The 26,911-nt window shown below is 62.6% G+C and carries 20 protein-coding genes and 1 pseudogene; 13 read left to right on the top strand and 8 right to left on the bottom strand.

Translation table 11 applies throughout. The features are described from left to right. Positions 1 to 149 precede the first annotated feature (149 nt). Entirely contained in the window at positions 150 to 1,523 is a 1,374-nt protein-coding gene (gene mgtE, locus A7X77_RS05680) for a magnesium transporter (protein ID WP_064682025.1), read from the top strand. A gap of 26 nt (positions 1,524 to 1,549) precedes the next feature. Here mgtE and A7X77_RS05675 read toward each other — a convergent pair whose 3' ends face one another. After that, positions 1,550 to 2,023, bottom strand: a complete 474-nt coding sequence (locus A7X77_RS05675; RefSeq protein WP_041678850.1) for an Lrp/AsnC family transcriptional regulator — start codon at positions 2,021 to 2,023, stop codon at positions 1,550 to 1,552. Between the two features lie 145 nt (positions 2,024 to 2,168). On the opposite strand from A7X77_RS05675, the gene A7X77_RS05670 reads away from it, so the two are divergent. Continuing rightward, a complete protein-coding gene (locus A7X77_RS05670) occupies positions 2,169 to 3,074 on the top strand; it encodes a DMT family transporter (protein WP_064682024.1) in 906 nt (301 codons plus the stop codon). 78 nt (positions 3,075 to 3,152) lie between these two features. Here the strand turns inward: A7X77_RS05670 and A7X77_RS05665 are convergent, their stop codons facing one another. Continuing rightward, positions 3,153 to 3,767 carry a L,D-transpeptidase gene (locus A7X77_RS05665; protein WP_064682023.1) on the bottom strand — a complete coding sequence of 205 codons (615 nt, stop codon included), beginning with the start codon at positions 3,765 to 3,767 and terminating at the stop codon, positions 3,153 to 3,155. A gap of 135 nt (positions 3,768 to 3,902) precedes the next feature. Next, positions 3,903 to 5,567, bottom strand: a complete 1,665-nt coding sequence (locus A7X77_RS05660; RefSeq protein ID WP_064682022.1) for an electron transfer flavoprotein-ubiquinone oxidoreductase — start codon at positions 5,565 to 5,567, stop codon at positions 3,903 to 3,905. A 380-nt stretch (positions 5,568 to 5,947) separates the two neighbouring features. On the opposite strand from A7X77_RS05660, the gene A7X77_RS05655 reads away from it, so the two are divergent. Both A7X77_RS05655 and A7X77_RS05650 read left to right on the top strand, forming a co-directional pair. Beyond that, positions 5,948 to 6,505 carry a hypothetical protein gene (locus A7X77_RS05655; protein WP_156668083.1) on the top strand — a complete coding sequence of 186 codons (558 nt, stop codon included), beginning with the start codon at positions 5,948 to 5,950 and terminating at the stop codon, positions 6,503 to 6,505. A 190-nt stretch (positions 6,506 to 6,695) separates the two neighbouring features. Then, positions 6,696 to 7,484, top strand: coding sequence for an SDR family oxidoreductase (locus tag A7X77_RS05650; RefSeq protein WP_064682020.1), 789 nt, complete (start codon positions 6,696 to 6,698; stop codon positions 7,482 to 7,484). A 12-nt stretch (positions 7,485 to 7,496) separates the two neighbouring features. Here the strand turns inward: A7X77_RS05650 and A7X77_RS05645 are convergent, their stop codons facing one another. After that, complete coding sequence (locus tag A7X77_RS05645; RefSeq protein WP_064682019.1) at positions 7,497 to 8,378, bottom strand: phosphotransferase family protein; 882 nt, start codon at positions 8,376 to 8,378, stop codon at positions 7,497 to 7,499. A 290-nt stretch (positions 8,379 to 8,668) separates the two neighbouring features. Between A7X77_RS05645 and A7X77_RS05640 the strand changes: the two genes are divergently transcribed. The 6 genes from A7X77_RS05640 (at position 8,669) to A7X77_RS33390 (ending at position 16,177) form a co-directional block, all read left to right on the top strand. Further along, positions 8,669 to 9,964: an efflux RND transporter periplasmic adaptor subunit gene (locus A7X77_RS05640; RefSeq protein WP_064682018.1), complete on the top strand. Its 1,296-nt coding sequence runs from the start codon at positions 8,669 to 8,671 to the stop codon at positions 9,962 to 9,964. Continuing rightward, a complete protein-coding gene (locus A7X77_RS05635) occupies positions 9,961 to 13,077 on the top strand; it encodes an efflux RND transporter permease subunit (protein ID WP_064682017.1) in 3,117 nt (1,038 codons plus the stop codon). Before A7X77_RS05640 ends, A7X77_RS05635 begins: the two co-directional genes overlap by 4 nt. Before the next feature lie 276 nt (positions 13,078 to 13,353). Then, positions 13,354 to 14,646, top strand: coding sequence for an Hsp70 family protein (locus A7X77_RS05630; RefSeq protein ID WP_064682016.1), 1,293 nt, complete (start codon positions 13,354 to 13,356; stop codon positions 14,644 to 14,646). A gap of 68 nt (positions 14,647 to 14,714) precedes the next feature. After that, on the top strand, positions 14,715 to 15,605 hold the full coding sequence (locus A7X77_RS05625) for a uracil-DNA glycosylase (protein WP_064682015.1): 891 nt from the start codon (positions 14,715 to 14,717) through the stop codon (positions 15,603 to 15,605). A gap of 133 nt (positions 15,606 to 15,738) precedes the next feature. Continuing rightward, a complete protein-coding gene (locus tag A7X77_RS05620; RefSeq protein ID WP_010035016.1) occupies positions 15,739 to 15,930 on the top strand; it encodes a hypothetical protein in 192 nt (63 codons plus the stop codon). 88 nt (positions 15,931 to 16,018) lie between these two features. Continuing rightward, positions 16,019 to 16,177 carry a hypothetical protein gene (locus tag A7X77_RS33390; protein WP_197486795.1) on the top strand — a complete coding sequence of 53 codons (159 nt, stop codon included), beginning with the start codon at positions 16,019 to 16,021 and terminating at the stop codon, positions 16,175 to 16,177. Here A7X77_RS33390 and A7X77_RS05615 read toward each other — a convergent pair whose 3' ends face one another. Continuing rightward, the gene (locus tag A7X77_RS05615; RefSeq protein WP_064682014.1) at positions 16,178 to 17,050 is read right to left on the bottom strand and encodes a hypothetical protein; all 873 of its coding nucleotides are present in this window, start codon (positions 17,048 to 17,050) and stop codon (positions 16,178 to 16,180) included. 176 nt (positions 17,051 to 17,226) lie between these two features. Next, positions 17,227 to 18,165, bottom strand: coding sequence for a DMT family transporter (locus tag A7X77_RS05610; RefSeq protein WP_064682013.1), 939 nt, complete (start codon positions 18,163 to 18,165; stop codon positions 17,227 to 17,229). A 227-nt stretch (positions 18,166 to 18,392) separates the two neighbouring features. Between A7X77_RS05610 and A7X77_RS32970 the strand changes: the two are divergent. After that, positions 18,393 to 18,546 (top strand): annotated as a pseudogene (locus A7X77_RS32970) (methyl-accepting chemotaxis protein); the annotation flags it as partial. On the opposite strand, the gene A7X77_RS32965 reads toward A7X77_RS32970, so the two are convergent. Then, on the bottom strand, positions 18,533 to 18,730 hold the full coding sequence (locus A7X77_RS32965) for a hypothetical protein (RefSeq protein WP_156668082.1): 198 nt from the start codon (positions 18,728 to 18,730) through the stop codon (positions 18,533 to 18,535). The pseudogene A7X77_RS32970 and the gene A7X77_RS32965 sit on opposite strands and share 14 nt — an antisense overlap. Here A7X77_RS32965 and pepN point away from each other — a divergent pair. Together pepN and A7X77_RS05595 are read left to right on the top strand one after the other, a co-directional pair. Beyond that, the gene (gene pepN, locus A7X77_RS05600; protein WP_064682011.1) at positions 18,729 to 21,377 is read left to right on the top strand and encodes an aminopeptidase N; all 2,649 of its coding nucleotides are present in this window, start codon (positions 18,729 to 18,731) and stop codon (positions 21,375 to 21,377) included. The two genes, A7X77_RS32965 and pepN, sit on opposite strands and share 2 nt — an antisense overlap. Before the next feature lie 193 nt (positions 21,378 to 21,570). Then, positions 21,571 to 23,880, top strand: coding sequence for a PAS domain-containing sensor histidine kinase (locus A7X77_RS05595; protein ID WP_064682010.1), 2,310 nt, complete (start codon positions 21,571 to 21,573; stop codon positions 23,878 to 23,880). Here A7X77_RS05595 and A7X77_RS05590 read toward each other — a convergent pair. Beyond that, positions 23,877 to 26,834, bottom strand: coding sequence for a bifunctional [glutamine synthetase] adenylyltransferase/[glutamine synthetase]-adenylyl-L-tyrosine phosphorylase (locus A7X77_RS05590; RefSeq protein ID WP_064682009.1), 2,958 nt, complete (start codon positions 26,832 to 26,834; stop codon positions 23,877 to 23,879). The two genes, A7X77_RS05595 and A7X77_RS05590, sit on opposite strands and share 4 nt — an antisense overlap. Positions 26,835 to 26,911 lie beyond the last annotated feature (77 nt).

The raw sequence follows: 26,911 nt of genomic DNA, 5'->3' as shown, positions 1-26,911 counted from the left end.
TTCCACGGATTTCAACGGAGCCATCACTCAGATGCCAAGCGACAGTAGCAGTCGATTGCCCTTGCCGTACGCGGCCTTCGTGCGCTGACCGACTCCTGTCGGCTCGCCCGTCGGGACGCTACGGCGGATCGACGGAAAGGCGAGCCTCAATGAATATCAATCGCTTCCCACTTCGGGCAGGCCATGTCGCCCGTGCCTTCATCAACAACAGCCGCGGCGCAACGATCGCCGAACGCGTCGAATCGTTGAACGCGCTCACCGTCCAGGATGCCGGCCGCGTGCTGATCGGCATGCCGCTGGACTATGCCGTCAACATCCTCGACCGGCCGGAGCTGCGCAACGCGGCGCAGATCCTGGCGCTGCTGAGTGCCGAGGACGCCGCACGGCTGCTGCACGGCATGTCCAACGACCGCGTTGCCGACGTGCTGCTCGAACTCGACGGCGAGACCCGTGCGCGGCTGTTCGCCAGCCTCGACGAGCCGGTGCGCATCGCCATCCAGCACCTGATGGGCTATCCGCCGCGCACCGCCGGCGGCATCATGACGACGGAGTTCGTCAGCGTGCCTGACAGCTGGACCGTTGGCCAGACGCTCGACCATGTGCGCCAGGTCGAACGCTCGCGCGAGACCGTCTACGCCATTTATGTGCTCGACCATGCAAGCCATGCCCTTATGCATGTGGTGACGCTGCGCCGCCTGATCACCGGCGAGCCCGATGCTTCCATTCTTACGGTGGCGCAGAAGGGCGTTCCGGTTGCGGCCGATCCGCTGATGAAGCAGGAGGATGTCGCTCGGCTGATCCGCAAGCACGATCTGCTCGCTTTGCCGGTGACCGACGAACGTGGGCAGATGCTCGGCATCGTCACCGTCGACGACGTGATCGACACGATGATCGCCGACACGACGGAAGCGGCCCAAAAGTTCGGCGGCATGGAGGCGCTCGGCCAGCCCTATATGAAGATCGGCTTCGCCGGCATGATCCGCAAGCGCGCCGGCTGGCTTGCCGCGCTCTTCCTCGGCGAAATGCTGACGGCAAGCGCCATGCAGCATTTCGAGGGCGAGCTGGAAAAGGCCGTGGTGCTGACCCTGTTCATCCCGCTGATCATGAGCTCGGGCGGCAATTCCGGATCGCAGGCGACATCGCTGATCATCCGGGCCTTGGCGCTCGGCGAGCTGAAGCTTTCGGACTGGTGGAAGGTGCTCTTCCGCGAACTCCCCACCGGCATCGTGCTCGGTGCGATCCTCGGCTTCGTCGGCTTCGTCCGTATCGTCTTCTGGCAGACCGCCGGGCTCTACGACTATGGCCCGCACTGGCAGATGGTCGCCATCACGGTGTTTGCCGCTCTGATCGGGATCGTCACCTTCGGCTCGATCTGCGGTTCGATGCTGCCCTTCGTGCTGCAAAGGCTGCGGCTCGATCCGGCCACCGCCTCGGCACCCTTCGTCGCCACGCTGGTCGACGTCACCGGGCTCGTCATCTACTTCTCGGTGGCGCTGCTCATCCTCAGCGGGACGCTGCTGTAATTCATGCCGCAACTGCCCGGGGGAACTTACCTTCCCTCGGGCAGCTTCAAGGGCCCATGCGTCTTAATGCTGCGGATGGCGAAGTTCGAGCGGATGTCGCTGACATTGGGAAGGGTCAGCAGCGTCTCGGTCAGAAGCCGCTCATAGGCGGCGAGATCCTCCACCACCACTTCGGCGAGGAAATCGGCCGTTCCCGAGATCAGGAAGCAGGAGACGATCTCGGGGATGGCGAGCAGCGCCTTCTGCTGCGCCTCGGAATTCTCGCGGCTGTGGTGGACGACCTTGAATTCGACGAAGACCGTCAGGCCGAGACCGACTTCCTTGCGGTCGATATCGGCGGTGTAACCGCGGATGATGCCGGAGCGTTCGAGATTACGGATGCGGCGCAAGCAGGGCGACGGCGAAAGATTGACCTTCTCGGCGATCTCGACATTGGTGGCCCGCGCATCTTCCTGCAGGCACTTCAGGATGGCGATATCGAATTTATCGAGATTTGGCATTTTTATAATATCCATGGCCATCATTTGGCATAAGATTGCGTTTAGCACGAATTTCCAGCCACAGATAGCAAGGACATGCCCCGCCATCCGGCGCTAATCTTCCCTTCAACCGGACAGGATCCGGACGGAGGAAAGGATTAGGACGATGAGCACGATCGCATTTTCAAACGACAAATCGCCTTCGCAGTCCCTCGGTTATGCCGCCGGCACGATTACCGTGCTGATCTGGGCGACCTGGTTTCTGGCGACCCGCCACAGCGCCGCGACCTCGCTCGGCCCGATCGATATCGGCCTCATCCGCTTCGGCATTCCGGCGCTCGCCCTTTCGCCCGTCTGGCTTCGGATCGGCCTGCTGCCGAAGGGGCTGCCGCTGCATGTGCTGGCGATCATGGTCGCCGGCTGCGGCGCAATCTTCTTCCTGGTAACGACCCTTGCCATTCACTCCACACCGGCCGCCTCTTCGGGCATCCTGCTCGGCGGCTCGATGCCGCTTGCCACGGCATTGATCGGCATTCTGCTGTTTCGGGAGCGGCCCGATGTCACGCGCATCGCCGGGCTGCTGGCAATCGTCGGCGGTGTTCTCATCCTGCTCGCCCGCAGCCTTGGCGATGCCTCCCTGCCCTGGACGAGCTTTGTCCTGCTGCCGGCCGGCGCCGTGCTCTGGGCAAGCTACACGCATGCCTTCCGCCGCTCGGGCCTGACCGCCATTCAGGCCAGCGCGCTGATTGCCGTCTGGTCTTTCCTGATCATGGCTGTGCTGGCCCTCGTCTTCGGCATCTCGCTGCCGCAAGCCCCGCTTCCGGAAATTGGTCTTCAGGTGCTGAGCCAGGGCATTCTTTCCGGTCTCGTCGCCATGGTCGCCTATGGCACGGCCGTGCGCACCCTCGGCGGAACGCAGGCTGCCGCCTTCACGGCGCTGACGCCTGTTCTGGCGACGCTCGGGGGCAGCTTCCTGCTCGGCGAAACGATCGGCACAGCCGAAATCAGCGCCGCCGTCATCACAGGCATCGGCGTGGCGCTCTCGACGGGGATTGCCGCACGCCGCAGCTGACGCGCCAACGTCCGCGTCAAGCCAAAAGCCGCCGCAGCCAGGGCTGCGGCAGCTTTTTTGATGGTCCGCGCCAGCCGCTCAAGCCTGGATGACGACAACCCTGGCGCCGACTTCGACGCGGCTATAGAGGTCGATCACGTCATGATTCATCATGCGGATACAGCCGCTCGACATGGCCAGCCCGATCGATTCCGGCTGGTTGGTGCCATGGATGCGGAAGTGCGTATCGTTGCCGCCGCGATAGAGATACATCGCCCGGGCGCCGAGCGGGTTGTTCGGGCCGCCCGGCATGCCGCCGGCAAGCCTGCGATAGCGCTCCTCGCGGCGCTGCATGTTTTCCGTGGGGGTCCAGCTCGGCCATTCGGCCTTGCGGCCGATATAGGCATTGCCGGCAAATGCCAGCCCTTCGCGGCCGACACCGACGCCATAGCGCATCGCCCTGTTGTCGCCGAGAACGTAGTAGGCACGGCGCGCGGGTGTGTCGATGACGATCGTGCCCGGCGCGTGAGAGCTTTCATAAGCCACCTCCTGGCGGCGCAGCTCGGGCTTGATCTTGTCGATCGGCACCTGCTTCAGCGGAAATTTTTCATCCGGAAGAGCGGCGTAATTCGTCTGGCTGTTGAGGCCGGTCGAAGAGCAGCCGGCAACAAAGAGCGGCAGAGCGATCAGAAAGCCGCGACGGGAGATCGTCATGAATGTGTCCTTAGTGCGTCAACACGATGTCGCAAGCTAAGGAAATTATGGTTAATGAATCGCTAAGGAGGGCCGTGGGATATGACCACGAAGGCGTCAGCGGGTGAAATTGCCGGCCGCAACCGGCAATCGCCCTCACATATTCGGATAGACCGGCCCCTCGCCGCCCTGCGGCGGCACCCAGTTGATGTTCTGGTTGGGATCCTTGATGTCGCAGGTCTTGCAGTGCACGCAGTTCTGGGCGTTGATGACGAATGTCTTGTCGCCGTCCTTCTCCACCCATTCGTAGACCCCGGCCGGACAGTAACGCGTCGACGGGCCGGCATAGATGCCGAGCTCGGAGCTCTTCTGCAGCGCCATGTCCTTGACCTGCAGATGCACCGGCTGGTCTTCCTCGTGATTGGTGTTCGACAGGAACACCGAGGACAGGCGGTCGAAGGTCAGCACCCCATCCGGCTTCGGATAGGCGATCGGCTTGTGCTGCGAGGCCGGCTCCAGCGACTGCGCATCGGTCTTGCCGTGTTTCAGCGTGCCGAAGAAGGAAAAGCCGAACAGCGTATTGGTCCACATGTCGAGACCGCCGAGTGCCACACCGAGGGCGGTGCCGAACTTCGACCACAGCGGCTTGACGTTGCGGACCCGCTTGAGATCGCGGCCGATGTCGCCCTGGCGCCAGTCGTTTTCGATCTCGACGACTTCGTCATGGCTGCGGCCGGCTGTGATGGCAGCGGCCAGCTTCTCGGCCGCCAGCATGCCCGACAGCACCGCATTGTGGCTGCCCTTGATGCGCGGCACGTTGACGAGACCGGCCGAACAGCCGATCAGCGCCCCGCCGGGGAAGGACAGCTTCGGCACCGACTGATAACCGCCCTCGGTGATGGCGCGCGCCCCATAAGAGAGCCGCTTGCCGCCTTCGAAAGTGCCGCGGATCGCCGGATGGGTCTTGAAGCGCTGAAACTCCTCAAAGGGGTAGAGATAGGGGTTCTTGTAATTGAGGTGGACGACGAAGCCGACCGCCACCAGATTGTCCTCGAGGTGATAGAGGAAGGAGCCGCCGCCGGTCTTCATGCCGAGCGGCCAGCCAAACGAGTGCTGCACCAGACCCTGTTTGTGGTGCTCGGGCTTGACCTGCCAGAGCTCCTTGATGCCGATGCCGAATTTCTGCGGCTCGCGGTCCTTCTGCAGGTCGAACTTGGCGATCAGCTGCTTGGCGAGCGAACCGCGCACGCCTTCGCCGATCAGCGTATACTTGCCGCGCAGCTCCATGCCGCGGGTATAGTTCGGCCCCGGCTCGCCGTTCTTCTCGATGCCCATATCGCCGGTGGCAACGCCGATCACCGCACCCTTGTCGTCGTAGAGCACCTCGGTTGCGGCAAAGCCCGGATAGATCTCGACGCCGAGTTCTTCCGCCTTGCCGGCCAGCCAGCGACAGACATTGCCGAGCGAGACGATGTAATTGCCGTGATTGTTCATCAGTGGCGGCATCATGAAATTCGGCAGGCGGATCGAGCCGGCCGGGCCGAGCAGCAGAAACTGGTCGTCTGTCACCTCAGTTTTGAAGGGATGATCGGCCTCATCGCGCCAGCCGGGCAGCAGCCGGTCGATGCCGATGGGATCGACGACGGCGCCCGAGAGAATATGGGCGCCGACCTCGGCCCCCTTCTCCAGCACGACGACCGACAATTCCGGATTGACCTGCTTCAGCCGGATCGCCGCGGAAAGACCGGCAGGGCCTGCCCCGACGATCACAACGTCGAATTCCATGCTCTCGCGCTCGGGCAGCTCAGTCGTCTCGTTCATCCATTCGTCTCCGCTTGGCCACCTGTGGCCATCATCCCATGGTCCCTGTCTTGTCAAAACGACGAAGCATTGTCGAGCCGGGATGCGACAGCCAATCCTCAATTCGCACAATGATATTAGCCGATCCAAGATTTACAATAACGCTTACGTTAACGTCAATTAGGAAACTCCGGTCGGGTTACCGCCCCAGCCACTACCTAGATGTGGAATTTAAGCCGATCATGACGCTGAAGCGCCCACAGCGGCTACATTGTAGGCGCTTTCTCGTTAGAAATATTTTCGTGAAGCGTTGCGTACACGCAAGCGTTGCGAAACGCCCGATTTTCTGACAGGTGGTCAATTCAGGTGCAGAACGGTCGTTCAATGAAGGAGGTCGCTGATTGCATACTGTTGCTGTTGGAAACTGGACATTGCTGATCCAAGACGGAAGCCTTCCGCGAATTTACGACAGCTATGTGAAAAGCGCCGCCTTCGTGGATCAGCTCGAGCCAAATGCCCTAGAAGGGCGTGAGCTGTTCGTAGGGGTGTGCGATGGGGGTAGCATGCACAGGTGGCCTGAGATCGTCATTACTCAGAGATATGAGGATGCCAGCGGAACATTCCATCCCGGTTTCCTTGTCGTTCCGGAGACCTCGATCCTATTCATCGGTGCGGGAGAACGACTTCTTGGTTATAACCTTGAAAAGCGGGAAAGAGTCTTCGAGGATCGCACCGATTACGGCTTCTGGGGCTGGGCGCGGCAAGAGGATTATGTCCTCATGTCTGCGGAGTTGGAGTTTGGGGTCTGGAGAAAGACCGGCGAGAAGCTCTGGTCAGCCTTCGTGGAACCTCCGTGGAGTTTCAAGGTCTCCGGCGAGAATGTCGAACTGGATATCATGGGACAACTGAAAACATTCAGATTAGAAACTGGAGCGGTCGCGCTGACAAATGTCAGCTAGGCACGATGGCATTCAGTCAGTGCTGAATAGTTAAAAATGCGGCAGAGATCAGCCATATTAACTTCGAATTTTGCGACCGATTCCTCCACGGCAAAGTATTTCACATTTAGTAAGTGGCTGGGTTACCGCCCTCCCTTTCCTTTTTCGTCGCCTGCGCCTTATACATCGCTCGAAGACATCGGAGGATATCATGGATCTCGGCATCAACGGTAAAAGGGCACTCGTTCTCGCCTCCTCACGCGGGCTCGGCCTCGGCATTGGCGTGGCGCTAGCGCGAGAAGGCGCAAACGTGTTGCTCTGCGGGCGCAGCGGCGAGCAGCTCGAGGCCAATTGCAAGGCAATCAACAGCGAAGGCAATGGCCGGGCTGACTGGATCTGGGCCGACCTCGCAGACGAGCGCTTCGTCGAGACGGCGACGACGGCCGTGAAGGACAAGTTCGGCGGCCTCGATATCCTCGTCAACAATACCGGCGGACCGACGCCCGGCACGACCGAGGAAATGACGGCCGAAAAACTCGAAACCTACTTCCTCTCCATGGTCGCCCGCGTGATCACCCTCACCAATGCACTGCTGCCTGATATGAAGGCGCAGGGCTGGGGCCGCATCCTGACGGTCGCCTCATCGGGCGTGATCGAGCCGATCGCCAACCTGGCGCTGTCGAATACGTTGCGCCCGGCGCTTGCCGGCTGGAGCAAGACGCTTGCCGCCGAGGTGGCGAGCTTCGGCATTACGACCAACCTGCTCCTGCCGGGCAGCATTCTGACGGCGCGGCTCGACGATCTCGATGGCGCCGCGGCAAAGCGCACCGGCAAAAGCCTCGAGGAGATCCGCGCCGACAAGGAGGCGCGCATTCCAGTCGGCCGCTACGGCCGGGTGGAGGAGTTTGCCGCAACGGCTGCCTTCCTCTGCAGCCAGCCGGCAAGCTACATCACCGGCTCGCTCATCCGCTGCGACGGCGGCGCGGCGCGATCGGTCTAGTCTGGAGGCTGCTCAGCCGGCGCGGGCGGCCTGAGCAGCCCAGCTCGTCGCGCTGCGGATCATCTGCTCGACATTCCCCGGATCGTCGGCAAATTCGGCGAGTTCGGAAAGCCGGTGGAAACCCGTCATGATCGCGATGCGCCGCCGGTCGAGCCGGCGCCCGGTCAGGATTTCATAGGCCGAGACGATACGCGCGGTCAGATCAGGCGAGATGAAGTTCGAATAGACGAACTCCTGGTGCAACGGCCCGAAACCTGAATCGGCGAAATCGTAAAGGCCGTTGAGCCTGCCCTGCCGAAAGTCGAAGGCCATGTTCCATCCGTGGCCGTCGAAAAAGCCGTAGACCTTGCCGTAGGGATCCGGCGGCAGGAATTCGAAATCCGAAATGACGACCTCGGCAAAGCGCTGGATGTCAGCCGGCAGCAGCGGCAAAGCCTTCTTTCGCACCACGTCCGGCGATTGCCACGGCTGGATCGCCGTTGCGCCGGCCGCGCGCAGGCGGTCGGCGTCGAGCGCATGCAGCTCGGCGTAAAAACGCGCGAGATCATCTGCCAGACGCTGGCGGTCGCCCTCCCCGAGCGCATCGTAATCTTCGGCAATGAGGTGTTCGCCCTCCAGCTTGGCGTGGCTGGAGAAGATCGGCGGCCCGTCGTGAATGCGCATGTCGGGAACCGCAATGGACAGCGACGGCCTGATGATGTCGAGCAGGGCCGCTTCCCTCACCAGCGCCCTTTCGGCGCCGAGATGGCGGGGAAACTTGAAGATCAGCGTGTCGTCGACGTCGACCGCCATCGAATCCCAGCCCTTCGCCGCCAGCTTGAAGACGGAGGCCGTCAGTTGGGGAAACACGCTTATGATGAGAGAGCGAAATTCGCTGGCGTCCAACTCAGTCATGACGACCTGCCTCCTCTGTTTTTCCGCCGTTCTTTGCATGCAGTGATCCGCGTGCTGGAACGGTATCAGCCTGCGCCGCGGACCGGCGGCAATGCCGCCACGAAGCCGCGTCAAACGCACTCCTATTATATTAGTATAGTTTGAATATTACGGAATATTCATTACAAAATTTTAAGCCGTTATAACCACTTAGTGATCGCGACCGGGGAATTATGTCCTTCTTGCGCCGCAATATAAGCGGTTCAATCTGAGCATAAAATTGCAACCCTTGCTCAACCCGGTTCTGCCCCATGAGGAAATTTTGGATCACCGTCAGTATTATCGCCGTTGCCGCCGTCAGCCTCTGGCAATTCGGCAATCTGACCCCCTATGCCTGGCATATTCCCTATCTGTCGGAGCTGATCCGGCAGCCGGCCGGCGGCAATGGCGGTGGTCAGCAGGCGCAGGCCGACCAGGCCCAGGACGGCGGACAGCATCAGGGCGGCGGGCGCAGACGCGGCGGTAGCGGCCCGACCGTCGTCAAGACAGTCGCAGCCGTCAAAACGACACTGCCGATGGATGTGACGGCGTCCGGCTGGGCCGACGCGGATGACAACACCACCATCGCCGCCCAGGAACAGGGGCTGATCGTCAGCATCGCCGCGCAGGACGGGGCGACCGTCAAGGCCGGCGACCTGATCGCCAAGCTCGACGACCGGACGGCCAAGGCGGCCGTCGACAAGGACAATGCGATGATCGTCCGCGACACTGCGACGCTTTCGGAGGGCGAGACCGCGCTGGTGCGCGCGCAGGATCTGTTCGACCAGAAGGCGGGCACCCAGCAGAGCCTCGATCAGGCGAGAGCCGCCCGCGACACTGCCGCAGCGACGGTCGATGCTGATAAGGCAACACTTGCTTCCGATCAGATTCTGCTCGAGCATACCGATATCCGCGCGCCCTTCGACGGCCGGCTCGGCGATATCGCCGTCAGCAAGGGCGCCTTCCTCAATGCCGGCGCGGCCATCGTCACCATTGCCAAGTACGATCCGATCTATGTGAAATTCCACCTGCAGGAACGTTATCTGCGCGAGCTGAAGAAGGCACTCGCGGCCGGACCGGTCGAGGTCAGCACGGCGCCCAATTCCACCAAGGGGCAGGTCCGCAAGGGCGAAATCAGCTTCTACGACAACACGGTTGACACCGCCTCCGGCACGATCCTCGCCAAGGCAAAATTCGAGAATGCCTCCGGCGCGCTCTGGCCCGGCCAATCGGTCAATATCGTCGTGCATTTCAACAGCAAGGAACAGCAGGTGGTGGTGCCGACGGTTGCCGTCAGCCCCGGCCCCGACGGTTTCTTCGCCTTCATCGCCAAGGATGGCAAATCGCATCTGACGCCGGTCACCGTCGCCCGCGCCAATGGCGGCTTCACCGCCATCGCATCGGGCCTTCAGCAAGGAGACCATGTCGTCGTCGAGGGCCAGGGCCAGCTCAGCGATCAGCAGGCGATCCACGAAGAGTTTGACGAAAAGGCGCTGAATGTCGCTTCCGCCGACGCGCCTCGGCAGCCGCAGCAGTCCGAGACGATCACCCTGGGAGCGCGGCAATGATCCCGAATTTCTGCATCCAGCGCCCCGTCGCCACGACGCTGCTTGCTATCGGCGTCATTCTCGCCGGCCTTGCCGGTTACCATCTCGTTCCGGTCGCAGCCCTGCCGCAGGTCGATTTTCCGACGATCAACGTTTCGGCGCAGCTGAGTGGCGCCTCGCCGCAGACGATGGCGACGTCGGTCGCCACGCCTCTGATCAAGCAGTTCGAGACCATTCCCGGCATCAGCGAGATCAGCGCCTCGAGCTCGCTCGGCAGCACCAGCATCGTGCTGCAGTTCGACCTCAACCGTGATATCGACGCGGCCGCGGCCGACGTGCAGGCGGCGATCTCGCACGCCACCCGGCAGCTGCCCGACAATCTGACGACGCCGCCGAGCTACCGCAAGACCAACCCGGCCGATGCGCCGGTCATGCTGCTCTCCGTTCAGAGCAACACCATGCCGCGCAGCAAGCTCGACGAGATCGCCGAAGACATCATCTCGCCGTCGCTGTCGACGCTTCCGGGCGTCGCCCAGGTCAGCGTCTTCGGGGCGCAGACCTATGCGGTGCGCGTCGAGGTCGACCCCAACAAGTTGCTCACCCGCGGCATCGGCATCGACACCGTCAACAAGGCGCTTTCTGCCGCCAACAGCCAGCAGCCCGTAGGCACGCTGCAGAACAATGCGCAGAGCATGACCATCACGGCGAATACGCAGCGCACCAATGCCGAACAATTCCGCTCGCTGGTCATCGCCAATCCGAACGGCGCGCCGATCCATCTCGGCGATGTCGCCGATGTGCAGGACGGCGTCGAGAACCAGTATACCGGCAGCTGGTATGACGGCCAGCGCGGCATCATCCTCGCCGTTCAGCGGCAGCCGGATGCCAATACGGTCGACGTCGTGGACGCCATCAATGCCAAGCTGCCGCAGCTTCACGCCGAAATCCCGGCTTCGGTCACGACCGTTGTCATGAACGACGCCGCAAAACCCATCCGTGCGGCCATCGCCGACGTGAAATTCACGCTGTTCCTGACGATCGGCCTCGTCGTACTGGTCATCTATCTCTTCACCGGCCATGCGACGGCGACGATCATTCCCGGGCTTGCCGTACCGCTATCCCTGATTTCGACCTTCGGCATGATGTATGTGCTCGGCTACAGCATCGACAATATCTCGCTGCTCGGGTTGACGCTCGCGGTGGGGCTGGTCGTCGACGACGCCATCGTCATGCTCGAAAACATCCTGCGCCATGTCGAGGAAGGCATGCCGGTGCGAGAAGCGGCGATCAAGGGAGCGGGCGAAGTCAGCTACACCATCATTTCGATGTCGGTTTCGCTGATTGCCGTCTTCATCCCGATCCTGCTGATGGGCGGCGTCGTCGGCCGCGTGTTCAATGAATTCGGCATGGTGGTCGCCATCGCCATCATCTCGTCGGCCATCGTCTCGCTGACCGTGACGCCGATGCTCGGCTCGCGTCTCTCCAACAATCACAGCCGGCCGCCGCTCCTGATCCGCCTCTTCGATGCGGGCTTCGAGCGGACGCTCAGCGGTTACGACAGAGCGGTCGGCTGGTGCCTGCGCCATCGCGTGACGATCCTCGGGGTGTTCCTCGGCTCGGTGGCGCTGACGGTCTACTTCTTCATGACGCTGCCGACGAGCTTCTTCCCACAGGAGGATATCGGCCGCCTGACGATCAGCACCCAGGCCCGCCAGGATATTTCCTACTCGGCCATGGAAGCACTGCAGCAGCAGGCGGCAGCTGCCGTCAAGGCGAACCCGGCGGTCAACCACGTGATGTCGACGATCGGCGGCAACCCGAACAAGCCGCAGAACAACGGCTCGATGTTCGTCGAACTCAAGGACAAGAAGGAGCGTCCGCCACTCGACCAGACGCTGCGCGAGCTGCGCACGGCGATCAACAAGATCCCCGGATTGCAGGCTTTCGTGACGCCGAACCAGAGCCTGCGCTTCGGCGGCCGCCAGACCGCCAGCCAGTATCAGCTGGTGGTGCAGGCACTGAGCGCCGACCAGACCAACCTCTGGGCCGGCAAGATCCAGGCGGCGATGCGCAAGGACCGGCTGTTTACCGACGTCACCTCGGACGCCCAGAACAACGCCCTGCAGGCCAACATCGTCATCGACACCGAGCGGGCGGCCGCTTACGGGATCGACAACGATACGCTGCGCACGACGCTGCAGGAATCCTTCAGCGGATATACCGCGGCGGAGATCCAGTCGACCGGCGACAGCTACGACGTCATCGTCGAATACGATACCAGCAAACCCTGGGACGATCAGAAACTGGCGGAAATCCGTGTCGCCTCGTCGAATGGCAGCCTGGTGCCGCTTTCCAACTTCGCGCATGTCGAGCGCACCACCGGCCCGGTCACCATCAATCAGACCGGCCAACTCGTCTCGACCACCGTCTCCTTCAACCTGCCGGAGGGCGTGTCGCTCAGCGACGCGACGGCGGCGATCGACCAGATCAAGAAGGATATCAGCCTGCCGGCCGACGTCTTCACCTCCTATGGCGGTACGGCGGAAATCTTCCAGCAATCGCAGGGCAATACGCCTTACCTGATCCTGGCGGCCGTCATGACCATCTATGTCGTGCTCGGCGTGCTCTATGAAAGCTTCATCCATCCCCTCACCATTCTCTCCGGCCTGCCGGCCGCGGCCTTCGGCGCGCTGCTGGCCTTGAAGATCATGGGCTTCGATCTGTCGATCATTGCCCTCATCGGCCTGCTGATGCTGATCGGCATCGTCAAGAAGAACGCGATCATGATGATCGACGTGGCGGTGGAGACCATGCGCACAACCGGCGAAAAGGCGACGACGGCGATCCACGAGGCCTGCGTGCGGCGCTTCCGGCCGATCATGATGACGACCTTCTGCGCGCTGCTCGGCGCCCTGCCGATCGCGCTCGGCACCGGCGCAAGCTCGGAGCTGCGCCAGCCGCTCGGTATCGCCGTTGTCGGCGGCCTCGTCGTCTCGCAGCTGCTGACGCTGTTCATCACCCCTGTAATCTTCGTCGAGATGGACCGGTTCGGAAACTTCCTCGGCCGGCTGATCGGCGGCACGAAGGTCGAGGAGCCGGAGTTGCAGGAGGCCAGGGCAATGGCTGCCGAATGATGACGGCCCTCTGACGTCGCTATCGCCAGCCCTTGCGGCGCACGTCTTCTTCCCCGGGGAGAAGACTTCTTCCCCCGGGGAGAAGACTTCTTCCCCCGGGGAGAAGACTTCTTCCCCCGGGGAGAACACGTGCGCCTTCGATCACATCGACTTTCGATCCTCTTGAATGTGCCACGCCTCTGTGGCATCACCCGCCCTCCTGAATCCGGGCGTCCTTTCGCCCTTCACGGAGCGATGCTCCGTCTCCAATAACAATCGGCATGAAGAGGTGCGGGCATGGCTCAGGCGCTGGGTTTCGACTTCGGCACGACGAATACGGTTCTCGCCATGGCGGATGGCGGGGCGACGCGCTCGATGGCGTTCACGAGCACGGCAGGAACCGCCGACAGCATGCGGACCGCACTCTCCTTCATGAAGGATGCCCAGCTCGGCGCCTCGGCGCTGAAGGTGGAGGCAGGCCATGCGGCGATCCGGCAATTCATCGACAATCCCGGCGAATGCCGCTTCCTGCAATCGATCAAGACCTTTGCTGCAAGCGCGCTGTTCCAGGGCACGCTGATCTTCGCCAAGCGCCATAATTTCGAAGATCTGATGGAGATCTTCGTGCGGCGGCTGCGCAACTATGCCGGCGACAACTGGCCATCCGATGTCAGCCGCATCGTCACCGGACGTCCGGTGCATTTCGCCGGCGCCAGCCCCGATCCTGATCTGGCGACCGAACGCTACAACGAGGCGCTGTCGCGCTTCGGTTTTCCCGAAATCCACTATGTCTACGAGCCGGTCGCCGCCGCCTTCTACTTCGCGCAGAACCTCAAGCAGGATGCGACCGTGCTGGTCGCCGATTTCGGCGGCGGCACGACCGACTATTCACTGATCCGCTTCGAGACCGTCGCCGGCAGGCTGACGGCCACGCCGATCGGCCATTCCGGCGTCGGCGTCGCCGGCGACCATTTCGACTACCGGATGATCGACAACATCGTCGCACCGCTGATCGGCAAGCGCAGCCATTTCAAAAGCTTCGACAAGGTTCTCGAAGTGCCGTCCAACTATTATTCCAGCTTCGGCCGCTGGAACCAGCTGTCGATCTTCAAGACCACGCGCGAATTCGAGGATCTGAAGAAGCTGGTGCGCACCAGCCTGGAGCCGGAAAAGCTTGAGATCTTCATCGATCTCATCGACCATGACGAAGGCTACCCACTCTACCAGGCGGTCTCGGCGACGAAGATGGCACTCTCCGCCGCCGAGGAGGCGCCCTTCGACTTCGCGCCGCTTGGCCGCGGCGGACACCGCAGCATCAAGCGCAGCGATTTCGAAAGCTGGATCGGCGAGGATCTCGCCCGCATCGAGGGCGCGCTCGACGAGGTGCTCGACAAGACCGAGACGAAGCCTGTCGAAATCGACAAAGTGTTCCTCACCGGCGGCACCTCCTTCGTGCCGGCGGTGCGCCGCATCTTCACCGAGCGCTTCGAGCGCGACCGGATCGAAAGCGGCGGTGAACTGCTGTCGATCGCCCACGGCCTGGCGCTGATCGGCGAGCGCGACGACATCGCGCAATGGACTGTGCAATAAAGCCGGCAGGAGCGGCCAATGTGCCGCCCGCCCTTTCAATGCCCATTTCTCTCCGCTAAGCTTGCCGCATGATCTCCGCCAACGACCTTTCCCCCGCCGAGCTGGCAGCGCTTCTGCATTTCCATGCGGATGCCGGCGTGGAGTGGCTGCTGGAGGAAGAGGCGGTCGACCGCTTCGCCGAGTTCGAGGCGATGAAGGCGGCGCGCCGTCCGGCGTCGGCGCAGCAGGAACGTCCAGCGGCCGGGGAGCGCCCGAGCAGCGGCGAACGCCAGACATCGCCGCGCCCGACCGCAGCAGCGCGTCCGGCCCCGGTCTCCGGCCCGCAACCGGCGATCCCCGACGGCGAGGCGGTGCAGCAGGCGCGCTTCGTCGCGGAAGCGGCGCGATCGCTGGCAGAGCTCAAGACCGCGATCGAAGCCTTCAACGGCTGCAATCTCAAGCACAGTGCCCGCTCGACCATCTTTGCCAGCGGCGACGCCGAAAGCGGCATCATGGTGATCGGCTCGGCGCCGAGCGCCGAAGACGATCGGGAAGGCCTGCCCTTTTCGGGTAAGTCCGGCCAGTTGTTCGACAAGATGCTGGCGGCGATCGGGCTGAACCGCTCGAGCGTCCTGCTGACGCAGGTCATTCCCTGGCGCCCGCCCGGCAACCGGGCGGCGTCGGCGGCCGAGATCGACATCTGCCGGCCCTTCATCGAGCGCCAGATCGCGCTCGCCGAACCGCAGGCAATCCTGCTGCTCGGCAATTTCGCGGCACGATTCTTCCTCGGGGAAAACGATACGATTCACGGCCTGCGCGGCCGCTGGAAGGACATCGTCATCGCCGATCGCGCCATTCCGGCCATCGCCAGCCTGCATCCCCAGGATCTGTTAACCGCACCCGTCAACAAGCGGCTGGCCTGGAACGATCTTCTCGCCTTTCAGGCAAAACTCAGATCCCTCTCTCTGCTCAAAAATTAGCCGAAGTTGAATAATTTAATGAAGCACGCCATGCATTTTTCGCATGGCTGCATCGCGCCAGCATGCATTGTAGAATCTATGTTGCACTGCAATATAAGCCTGTGTCTTGGGAGGAATCACAGGAACCAAGGCCATGAACAAGAGATTTCGTCCTATCCATTCCGGGTTTGAAACCCTTCGCCTTGCCGGTGACCAGCTTCGCTCCACACATGGTTACAGCCGCTTCGGCTTCGCCACGAACGAACAGATGATCGCCCGCGGCACCGGCATCAACAGCCGCACGGCGCGCCCAAACGCCATTTTCTCGGACTTCCAGCAATATTGAGCGGCAGGCGCTACAGCGCCGCCAAGTCTTTCCAGATGCCACTGTAGCGCTCTGAATTTGCTGCCTTTACATGTTAGAGTCACCCACCATGCCAACGATCCTGCTATCGCTTCTGCGCAACATCGAAACCTTCGAGCATATCCGCGCCGCGGTCTGCGCCGCGCGCGAATATGAGCGAGAGCTGTCGGTAAAGCCGGCCAATGCCGCTGCGGATCTTGGCGCGGGCTCGGCAGCGATCGTCCTGTAATCACACCGCCAGCGCGTCGATCCGGGCCGTCGCCCATTCGAAGGCTTCGTCGACATAGGCGAACTTGACCGCCTGCCAGGCGCAATATTCCTCGACGAAATGCCGCGATATCCAAAGATGCGTCTTGCGCGGCTCATCATGCCAGCCGACGCAGCCGCGCTGCGCCGCCTTTGCCAGGAGCCGCTGCAAGTGCGTGCGCGACATCATGAAATCGGCGGCAAGCGCGCGGGTCTCGACGCGGCCAACGAGAAACTGGCCCGCCCCGGTGTCCTCCGGATCCATCCTGGCGATGAAGTTGTCGACGACAAGGCCGCCGGCTTCGGTCCAGAGAAACAACGCCACCTGCTCCGGCGGCTCGCGCCAGGCGGCATCTTCCAGGCAGTGGCGGGCAACGCGCGGCTGAACGAGCCTCATCAATGATGGATTTGCCTGGAAAACAGCCGCCCGTTCACCGCCGTCGAGCAGGTCGAGCGCGGCGAGATTGGCGTGAATCCAGGCGAACATCGCCTGGTGGCTGACATTGGCGGGCTCGAAATGGCGTGGCCGGCGCCGCTCGTCGCCGGGCGTATGGGTGATGAAGCGGTAGGTATAGAGTTCTTCGATGAAAGCGAGCACGGTGTTACGGCTGGCCACCTTGTGCGCGGTAATGCGGCCGGTCAGCCGAACGGCGGTAAACCCCGAGGTCGGTTCGCGCGGATCATATTCCAGGTGAAGGGCATAGGCCGTCTGGGTCAGCAGCCAGCGCTGGTGGGAGGCGAGCAATCGCGCCAGACGCGGGCCGGCGTCGAACATGCCGCGTGTCTGCTTGGCCAGAAAGCGGATACTCGTCAGAAAGGAGCCGTTCCCCGCCAATTGCTCCGCCGTGAATGCCATTACGCTTTTCTCCACCTCCGCTCGCAGGCCAGCGTTTCGGAGCAGTAATATCGAAAGCCGCGGTGGCAACGGCCGTCAGCCGTGCACAGCGTTGAATAAATGATAGTTTCTCATGTTCAACAATCATATTCCGCAGGTCGACGCCATCCTAAGAATTGACCACTCCTGCCGTGAACTCAGGCCTGCGGCGTCGTCGCCTTGCGCGCTTCCCGCTGTTCGATGCCCAGCTGATGCTCGCGATAGATGATGAAGATACCGGCGGCAACGACGATGACGGTGCCGATCAGCATGGTGATGCTCGGCACGTCGCCGAAGACGAAATAGCCGACGACGCCGCCAAGCAGGATCGACGTATATTCGAACGGCGCGATGGTGGAGACGTCGGCATGGCGGTAGCTTTCGGTCAGCAGAATCTGCGCCACACCACCGCAAAAGCCGGCAGCGATCAGATAAAGCGCCGACGGCCACGGCAGGACGAGCCAGCCGAAAGGGAGGGAGGCCAGCGAGAAGACCGATGCGGTGAGCGAAAAATACAGCACGATCGTCGCCGTCTTCTCCTCTTCGACGAGGCGACGCACCTGGATCATCGCCATACCGCCGAGAACCGCCGAAAACAGCACGCAAAGCGCGCCGACGGCCTGTTCGGTTTCCATGCCGCCGTCGCGAAACAGCGTGAGCTTCGGCCAGGAGATGATGGCAACGCCGGCCATGCCGACCAGAACGGCGCTCCAGCGATAGATGCGCACGGTCTCGCCGAGAAAAACCGCGGCGAAGATCACGGCGACGAGCGGCAATGCGTAGCCGAGCGCAATCGCCTCCGGCAGCGGCAGGTGCAGGAGGCCGTAAAAACCGAAAGCCATCGACAGGATGCCGATCGTGCCGCGCTTCAGGTGGCCGACCGGATTGGCGGTGTGGAAGGCGGCGCGCAGCTGTCCGATATAGCCGAGATAGGCCATGATCGGGAAGAGCGCGAAGAAGGACCTGCAGAAGGTGACCTGACCCGGCGGAATATCCGGGCCGGCTAGCTTGATGCAGGTCTGCATGGCCAGGAAGACCACGACCGACGAGACTTTCAGCGCAATGCCTCTCATCGGGTTTCTGAGAACCGAGTGCATGATCCTGGCTCTAATGCTGACTTAATAGAAACGGGGAGACGCGTTCGACTCGGGAACGCAGCAGGTGACGCCGCCATCGTAGCGAAAGAAAATCCCGCTGCATAATCCTTAAATCGGAATCGACATCAGGATAAAATACGCAGGAGTTCAAAGTTTTATGGCATGCTTTGTGCGTCTGAAGACGGCGGCGTCGTCATCGGCAAATCCTCAAGCAAAACCGGCAAATCCGGGCAAAAGGCAGCGATTACGACAATAGCGGCTCGATCGCCGCCTTCGCGCGCCGTCTGCTCCGAGGATTGCGACGGCCTCGGCTGGTATGGCGTCGTCGTGCAGCAGACCGAAAGCGACGCGACGATCGAGGCCGCGCTCAATCTGAAATAGCGGCCGTTCGGCCGGCGCATCCATCCGTTTCGAGCAGGATATTTTGCCCGCGAACTTCGTGTTCACGGGCAATTTGCTTTAACTTTAGTTCAGACTTTAATGTAATCATGCCCGGCAAATTCTCGCAGAGCGCGCCCGCCTCTGTATCCGCGGTTGTCAAATAACGGTCTTCAGGAAACACCATGCGAACAGATACCGGCCAGGTCATTCATCTGGCAGATTACCGTCCCACCGACTTCGTGCTGGAACGCGTGGACTTGACCTTCGAACTCGATCCGACGGAGACAAAAGTCGAATCCCGCCTGATCTTTCACCGCCGCCCGGGCGCCGACATTACCGCACCGATCGTGCTCGACGGCGACGAGCTGACGCTGGCGGGGCTGCTGTTCGACCAGGTGGAGCTTGACCCTTCGCGTTATGATGCGACGCCGGAAAGCCTGACCGTGCGCGACCTGCCGGAAAGCGCCCCCTTCGAGCTGACGATCACCACGATCATCAATCCCGAGGCCAATACCCAGCTGATGGGCCTCTATCGCACCGGCGGCATCTACTGCACGCAGTGCGAGGCGGAGGGCTTCCGCCGCATCACCTATTTCCCCGACCGGCCCGACGTGCTTGCGCCGTTCACCGTCAACATCATCGCCGACAAGGAGGCCAATCCGCTGCTCCTGTCGAACGGCAACTTCCTCGGCGGCGCCGGCTATGGCCCCGGCAAGCATTTCGCCGCCTGGTTCGACCCGCATCCGAAGCCGAGCTATCTCTTTGCCCTCGTTGCCGGCGACCTCGGCGTCGTCGAAGACACCTTCACCACCATGTCGGGCCGCGAAGTGGTGCTGAAGATCTATGTCGAGCACGGCAAGGAGCCACGCGCGGCCTATGCCATGGATGCGCTGAAGCGCTCGATGGCATGGGACGAAGAGAGATTCGGGCGCGAATATGATCTCGATATCTTCATGATCGTCGCCGTCTCCGACTTCAACATGGGCGCGATGGAGAACAAGGGCCTTAACGTCTTCAACGACAGATACGTCCTGGCCGATCCCGAGACCGCGACCGATGCCGACTACTCCAATATCGAAGCGGTCATCGCGCATGAATATTTCCACAATTGGACCGGCAACCGCATCACCTGCCGCGACTGGTTCCAGCTGTGCCTCAAGGAAGGCCTGACGGTCTACCGCGACCAGGAATTTTCCTCCGACCAGCGCTCGCGCCCGGTCAAGCGCATCGCCGATGTGCGTCATCTGAAGTCCGAGCAGTTTCCAGAGGATGGCGGCCCACTCGCCCACCCGGTGCGGCCGACGACATATCGCGAGATCAACAATTTCTACACGAGGACCGTCTACGAGAAGGGGAGCGAAGTCACGCGGATGATCGCGACGCTGCTCGGCAGAGACGGCTTCAAGAAGGGCATGGACCTCTATTTCGACCGCCATGATGGGCAGGCGGTGACGATCGAGGATTTCGTCAAATGCTTCGAGGATGCGAGCGGGCGCGACCTCACGCAATTTTCGCTCTGGTATCACCAGGCCGGCACGCCGCTCGTCACCGCATCGGGCAGCTATGATCCGGCGGCCGGCACCTTCACCCTGTCGCTCGAACAGATGACGCCCGCTACACCCGGCCAGTCGAGCAAGGAACCGATGCATATCCCGCTCAGCCTGGCGCTCTTCGGCGAAAACGGCGGCAAGATCGCGCCGAGTTCGGTCGACGGCGCCGAATATGCCGGCGAGGTGCTGCATCTGACCGGCCGCACACAGACGGCGGTGTTTCATGGCGTCGGTTCGCGCCCGGTCGTGTCGATCAACCGCAGCTTCTCGGCGCCGATCAACCTGCATTTCGATCAAAGCCCGGCCGATCTCGCCCATCTCGCCCGCCATGAGACGGATCATTTCTCCCGCTGGCAGGCGCTGACCGATCTGGCGCTGCCGAACCTTCTGAAGGCTGCCCGCGACGCGCGCGACGGCAAGCCGGTCGTCTGCGAGCCGACCTTCGTCGAGACGCTGATTGCGGCGGCCGCCGACGAAAGCCTCGAGCCGGCCTTCCGCGCCCAGGCGCTGGCGCTGCCGAGCGAATCCGATATTGCCCGCGAACTCGGCGGCAACAACGATCCCGACGCCATCCATGCCGGCCGGCAGGCGATCCTCAAACAGATCGCCGACGCCGGAAAGGATGTCTTTGCCGGCCTTTATGCGGCGATGGCGACATCCGGCGGCTTCAGCCCGGATGCCAAGAGCGCCGGCCTGCGGGCGCTGCGCAATAGCGCGCTGACCTATCTCTCGCACGCCGAACAGACATCTGCGCGCGCCAAGGCAGCCTTCGATGCAGCCGACAACATGACCGACCTCAGCCATGCGCTGACGATCCTCGCCCATCGTTTCCCCGACAGTGCGGAGACAAGCGAGGCGCTGGCCGCCTTCCGCGACCGCTTTGCCGAAAACGCGCTCGTCATCGACAAATGGTTCACGATCCAGGCCGGCATTCCAGGCGACAAAGCGCTGGACCGGGTGCGCGGCCTGATGGAAAACCCGCTTTTCAAGCGGACCAATCCGAATCGGATGCGGGCGCTGGTCGGAACCTTCGCCTTTGCCAATCCGACCGGTTTCGGCCGGGCCGACGGCGAAGGCTATCGCTTCCTCGCCGGTCAGATTCTCGAAATCGACGGCCGCAACCCGCAGCTTGCAGCCCGCATTCTAACCTCGATGCGTTCCTGGCGCTCGCTGGAACCGGTACGCGCCGATCACGCCCGCTCTGCCCTGATCGAGATCGAGCGGGCGCCCGACCTTTCCACCGATGTGCGCGACATCGTCGAGCGCACGCTTAAAGGGTGATTTTGCTTGGTCCGGCCGTCGCGCACCAAGCGGCGGCCGCCTCGCCGGGCGATTCGAATCCCCCGAAAAATACGAAAATATAAATAGTTAACGGATTTTTACCTTTGCCTCTGGACAAGGCGAATCACCCATGATTCTCTAGGTCAGGTTCGAGCGAGCGGCGCGCGAATCACACGAGGGACAAGGCGAAGAGATGATGGACGTGCGGCGGGCAACCGTGGCCGGAGGACGGCTGCGTGTCGATTTTGACGGGCTGAAAGCCTGGCGAGACAGCCTATCCGGTCGCTCGACATCGGAGCCGCTCCTGCGTCACCTGCCGAAGGCGGAGCTAATCTTGAAGCGCGCCATTCCGGCGTTGATCATCGCCTTCCTCTCCGTCGTCGCCGCCTCGCATTTCTTCGGCATGATGAGCGAATATAGCCGGCTGGAGGCTTCCGCCCGCCATGCCACCGCGCTTTCGGCGGCAACGGCCTCTGCCGTATTTGCCGATGCGGCCGACATTTTCGACAGCGGCGATATCACCGAGGCACAGGCCCGGCTTTCCAGGTACCTGCCGCAGGACCGGCTGGACAACGGCGCTTTCGTGCTGCTCGTGCAGGCAAGCGGCAAGGTTTTTGCCGCAACGACCGCCGGGCTTTCGTATGTGGGCAGCAATGTCGGCGATTTCTTCCCCGAAGTCTCGGCGATCCGGCGTTTCGGCGATCGGGCCGGCGTCATCGAAACGACGATCGGCGGCGTGCCGCATTATGCCGAGATCACGCTGATGGGCAATGCCGGCAGCTATGTCGTCGCCGCCACCTCGCTCGACGAAATCGGCCGGCTCTGGCGCGAGCAGCTGGCGCTCAACGTCACGCTGTTTGCCGGCATCTCCTCGATCCTGCTCGTCATCCTGTATGCCTATTACACGCAGGTGAAGCGGGCCCGCGACGCCGACGACATCTTCCTGGAATCGAACCTGCGCGTCGAGACGGCGCTGTCGCGCGGCCGCTGCGGCCTTTGGGACTTCGATTTCGAGAACCGCGAATTCTTCTGGTCCCGCTCGATGTACGACATGCTCGGCCTGCCGGGCTCCGACAAGACGATGGGCTTCGGCGAAGCTGCCCGACTGATGCATCCCGATGACGGCGGGCTCTACGAGATCGCCCGCGCCATCGCCAAGGGCCATTCCGGCCAGGTCGACCAGATCTTCCGCATGCGCCATGCCGGTGGCCATTATGTTTGGATGCGGGCGCGCGCCCAGGTGATCCGCAGCAATTCCGGCCGCATGCACCTGATCGGTATCGCCATGGACGTGACCGAACAGCACCGGCTCGCCCAGCGCTACGCGGAAGCCGACCAGCGGCTCGCCGACGCCATCGAATGCACCTCGGAAGCCTTCGTACTCTGGGACAAGAATGATCGGCTGGTCATGTGCAACACGCATTTCCAGCAGGCTTACGGGTTGCCGGACAGCGTGCTGGTGCCCGGCACCGAGCGCTCGATCGTCAATGCCGCCGCCGCCCGCCCGGTCATCGAGCGGCGGATCGCGGATGCCGACGGCTCCGGCTATTCGCGCACGACAGAAGTGCAGCTGGCCGACGAGCGCTGGCTGCAGATCAACGAGCGGCGCACCCGCGACGGCGGCAGGGTCTCGGTCGGAACCGACATCACGCTGATGAAACGCCACCAGGAGCGGCTGCGCGAATCCGAACGCCGGCTGATGGCGACGATCGGCGATCTTTCCGCTTCGCGTCAGACGCTGGAAATCCAGAAGGCCGAGCTTTCGACTGCCAACGCCAACTACCAGGCGGAGAAGGAGCGCGCCGAAGCCGCCAACAAGGCGAAGTCGGAATTCCTCGCCAACATGTCGCACGAGCTGCGCACGCCGCTGAACGCCATTCTCGGCTTCTCCGAAATCCTGCAGAACCAGATGTTCGGGCCGCTCGGCTCGCTGAAATACGACGAATATGCCCGCGATATCCATGACAGCGGCAAACATCTGCTCAACGTCATCAACGACATCCTCGACATGTCGAAGATCGAGGCCGGCCATCTCAGGCTGCATTGCGAGCGCATCGACCTCGTGCCGCTGATCGAGGAGAGCCTGCGCTTCACCGCCATTCCGGCGGCCGAAAAGAACATCGTTATCGAGCAGCGCATCTCCTCCGGCCTGACGCTGACGGCCGACCGCCGGGCGATGAAACAGGTCCTGCTCAACCTGCTCTCCAACGCGGTGAAGTTCACCGACAATGGCGGCCGCATCGCGGTGCGCACACGCCGCGTCGACGGGGCCGTCACCGTCACCATCGCCGATACCGGCATCGGCATCCCGCGCTCGGCGCTGTCGAAGATCGGCCAGCCCTTCGAACAGGTGCAGAGCCAATACGCCAAGAGCAAGGGCGGCTCCGGCCTCGGGCTTGCCATCTCGCGCTCGCTGACCGCGCTGCACGGCGGCCGCATGAAGATCCGCTCGCGCGAAGCGGTGGGCACGGTGATCTCGCTGCGCATTCCGGATGATGTTTAGGTTTTACACACACTCAGAAAAATCTTCCGAACCGCCTTCGAGAGCCGTTTCACTTCTCCCTCCAGCGTCCTGATATCGGGGCAGTCGCCGGCACGGCAGACGAGTTCGATGAGGCCGGCAGGCGCGTCGTTCGGATCGAACTCACCGTCGATGCAGAGACGAATCAATTGCGACAAGCTGGTATAGAGCGCGAAGGCTTCGAGACAGGTGTCGAGATCGTCGGCGGCCAGCAGCCGATCGCCGAGCAGCTTCAGAGCCTCGCCGGTGCTCTTGCCGCTGACGGCCACGCCGACGCCCCTGGTCGGTGCGATCAACACCAGATACTGGGCGATGAATTCGAGATCGATGACACCGCCGGGGATATGCTTCAGGTCCCACGGGCCGGAAGGCGGCTTTTCCTTGTCAATCAGCTCGCGCATCTCGACGACGTCATGCGCCACCTTGGCGATGTCGCGACGGGCCGACAGCACTTCGCGGATGACATGCTCCGCTTCAGCGATCAGGCTGTTATCGCCTGAGATCAGCCGGGCGCGACTGAGCGCCATATGCTCCCAGGTCCAGGCCTCCTCGCGCTGATACTTGCCGAAGGCATTGATGCGGGTGGCGACCGGCCCCTTGTTGCCGGAGGGACGCAGCCGCATGTCGACCTCATAGAGCACGCCTTCGGCGGTCGGCGCCGACAAGGCGGCGATCAGTCTCTGGGTGATGCGGGTGAAGTACCGCGTCGCGTCGAGCGGCTTCGGCCCGTCGGATTCGGAGGCGGCGTCGTCATAATCATAGAGCAGGATCAGATCGATATCGGAACCCGCTGTCAGCTCGAAGCTGCCGAGCTTGCCCATGCCTGATATGGCGACGCGCCCGCCCGGATAGTCGCCGTGTGCGGCCCGCATTTCGCCAATCACGGCGTCGAGCGCGGCTGCGATGATGAGATCGGCGAGATGGGTGAAGGCGCGGGCGGCCATTGCGCCGTTGATGGCGCCGGTGAGCAGGCGGATGCCGATCAGGAAGCGCTGTTCGGCGGCGAAGATGCGCAGCCGGTCGAGCACCTCCTCATAATGGCGCGCCTGGACGAGCGAGCCCTTCAGGCGTTCGCCGAGATAGTCGCGCGTCGGCAACTCAGCCATCAGACCGGGATCGAGCATGCCGTCGAAGACATGCGGCTTTGCGGCGATCACCTCGGCCAGCCGGGGTGCCGAGGACATGATGTTGACGATCAGCGACAGGAGCGCCGGATTGCTGCCGAGCAGCGAGAAGAGCTGAATGCCGGCGGGAAGGCCGGAGATGAAACTGTCGAAACGCAGCAGCGCCTCGTCGGCGCGCTTGCTTTCGCCGAAGACGCGCAGGAGCTCTGGCGCCAGCTCCGTCAGCCTCTCACGCGCTTCCACCGATTGCGTCGCGCGGTAGCGGCCGTAATGCCAGGTGCGGATAATGCGGGAAATGTCGGACGGCCTGGTGAACCCGAGCTTCTTCAAGGTCTTGAGGGTATCCGGGTCATCGCCCTGGCCGGTGAAGACGAGGTTTCCGGTTTCGGCGGAAAGCCTGCTCTCCTGCTCGAAGAGGCGGGCATACCGCCGCTCCACCGTCTTCAGCACGCCGACCAACCGCTCGGAAAAACTCGGCGTGTCGGAAAATCCCATCATGAAGGCGATGCGCTTGAGGTCGGCGTCGGTCTCCGGCAGAAGGTGGGTCTGCTCGTCGCGCACCATCTGGATGCGATGCTCGACGTCACGCAGGAACCAGTAGGCCTCCGTCAGTTCGTCGCGCGTCTGCGCATCGATCCATTTCGCCTTGGTGAGCTCTCTGAGCGTCTCCTCCGTCGACCGGCCGCGCAGCGCCGGCATGCGACCGCCGGCGATCAGCTGCTGCGTCTGGACGAAGAATTCGATTTCGCGGATACCGCCGCGCCCGAGCTTGACATTATGGCCCTTGACCGCGATCGCGCCGTGACCCTTATGCGCGTGGATCTGCCGCTTGATCGAATGGATATCGGCGATCGCTGCGTAATCGAGATATTTGCGGAAGACGAAAGGCGCCAGCCCGCGCAGAAACTCGCCGCCAGCGACGAAGTCGCCGGCCACGGCGCGCGCCTTGATGAAGGCCGCTCGCTCCCAATTCTGGCCCCTGCCCTCGTAATAGATCATCGCCGCGTCGACCGGAATCGCCAGCGGCGTAGAACCGGGATCGGGTCGCAATCGCAAATCGCTGCGGAAGACGTAACCATCGGCCGTGCGTTCCTGCAGGATGCGCACCAGCCGGCGCATCATCCTCGGGAATACCTCGATGGCGTCATCGGGGTCGGGCACGATGCCGGCCTGTTCGTCGAAGAAGACGACGAGGTCGATATCGGAGGAATAGTTGAGCTCGCAGGCGCCGAGTTTGCCCATGCCGAGCACGATCAGACCCGAGCCCTCGCTCGGCTTCGCCGGATCCCGCAGCCTGACCTTTCCGCTCTCATGCGCCGCCAGCAGCAGATGGTCGATTGCAGCGGCGACAGAGGCTTCGGCGAGCTCGCTCAGCCAGCCGGTCGTTGCCCGGCCATCGACGATACGCGAGAGATCGGCGAGTGCAACGAGGAAGGCGGCCTTGCGCTTGATGATGCGCAGTCTGCTCATCACCGCCGATTCCGCTGGCGCGGCCCCTTCCCCGTCCGGCCGCCAGCAGTCCCGCGCCTCGGCGATCAGCGCTTCTATCTGGGGCTCCAAGGGTTGCGTGATGGCGGCGGCGAGAATGGCCGGGTCGAGATTGACGATTTCGCGCAGGTAGGGCGAGAGCGTCAGCACGGCGGTAATGAAATCGCGCAGTGGCCCTTCGCTCTTCAGCATCGCGGCGACCGACGGCTCGCTTTTGCCGGCCTGCTGAAGATCGCTCAGCGCCAGCTTCAACTCCGTCTGGCTCAACGGACGCAGCAGCCCTTCGGCGACGTCCTTGAGGCCATGCGTCGATTTCGTCAGCATAGGCTCTCCCTGGCTTTGGAGCGGAGGAAACGGCCACCAGAATCACGGCCCCGCCTCCCCGATCGGGATTAAACTAG

The organism is Rhizobium bangladeshense (genome assembly GCF_001662075.1).
GTDB lineage: Bacteria > Pseudomonadota > Alphaproteobacteria > Rhizobiales > Rhizobiaceae > Rhizobium > Rhizobium bangladeshense_B.
Note: the sequence above shows the minus strand (reverse complement) of the source record. Positions and strands in the feature narration are given on the sequence as shown.

Bases quoted from the DNA above. Each gene is read 5' to 3' on its own strand.
- A7X77_RS05660 (WP_064682022.1), bottom strand. From the start codon at position 5,567: ATGAACGAGACGACTGAGCTGCCCGAGCGCGAGAGCATGGAATTCGAC.
- A7X77_RS05645 (WP_064682019.1), bottom strand. From the start codon at position 8,378: ATGACTGAGTTGGACGCCAGCGAATTTCGCTCTCTCATCATAAGCGTG.
- A7X77_RS05615 (WP_064682014.1), bottom strand. From the start codon at position 17,050: ATGGCATTCACGGCGGAGCAATTGGCGGGGAACGGCTCCTTTCTGACG.
- A7X77_RS05630 (WP_064682016.1), top strand. From the start codon at position 13,354: ATGGCTCAGGCGCTGGGTTTCGACTTCGGCACGACGAATACGGTTCTC.
- A7X77_RS05625 (WP_064682015.1), top strand. From the start codon at position 14,715: ATGATCTCCGCCAACGACCTTTCCCCCGCCGAGCTGGCAGCGCTTCTG.
- A7X77_RS05670 (WP_064682024.1), top strand. From the start codon at position 2,169: ATGAGCACGATCGCATTTTCAAACGACAAATCGCCTTCGCAGTCCCTC.
- A7X77_RS05620 (WP_010035016.1), top strand. From the start codon at position 15,739: ATGAACAAGAGATTTCGTCCTATCCATTCCGGGTTTGAAACCCTTCGC.
- A7X77_RS05650 (WP_064682020.1), top strand. From the start codon at position 6,696: ATGGATCTCGGCATCAACGGTAAAAGGGCACTCGTTCTCGCCTCCTCA.
- A7X77_RS05675 (WP_041678850.1), bottom strand. From the start codon at position 2,023: ATGCCAAATCTCGATAAATTCGATATCGCCATCCTGAAGTGCCTGCAG.
- A7X77_RS05665 (WP_064682023.1), bottom strand. From the start codon at position 3,767: ATGACGATCTCCCGTCGCGGCTTTCTGATCGCTCTGCCGCTCTTTGTT.
- A7X77_RS05610 (WP_064682013.1), bottom strand. From the start codon at position 18,165: ATGCACTCGGTTCTCAGAAACCCGATGAGAGGCATTGCGCTGAAAGTC.
- A7X77_RS05640 (WP_064682018.1), top strand. From the start codon at position 8,669: ATGAGGAAATTTTGGATCACCGTCAGTATTATCGCCGTTGCCGCCGTC.
- pepN (WP_064682011.1), top strand. From the start codon at position 18,729: ATGCGAACAGATACCGGCCAGGTCATTCATCTGGCAGATTACCGTCCC.
- A7X77_RS33390 (WP_197486795.1), top strand. From the start codon at position 16,019: ATGCCAACGATCCTGCTATCGCTTCTGCGCAACATCGAAACCTTCGAG.
- A7X77_RS05590 (WP_064682009.1), bottom strand. From the start codon at position 26,834: ATGCTGACGAAATCGACGCATGGCCTCAAGGACGTCGCCGAAGGGCTG.
- A7X77_RS32965 (WP_156668082.1), bottom strand. From the start codon at position 18,730: ATGGTGTTTCCTGAAGACCGTTATTTGACAACCGCGGATACAGAGGCG.
- A7X77_RS05635 (WP_064682017.1), top strand. From the start codon at position 9,961: ATGATCCCGAATTTCTGCATCCAGCGCCCCGTCGCCACGACGCTGCTT.
- A7X77_RS05595 (WP_064682010.1), top strand. From the start codon at position 21,571: ATGATGGACGTGCGGCGGGCAACCGTGGCCGGAGGACGGCTGCGTGTC.
- mgtE (WP_064682025.1), top strand. From the start codon at position 150: ATGAATATCAATCGCTTCCCACTTCGGGCAGGCCATGTCGCCCGTGCC.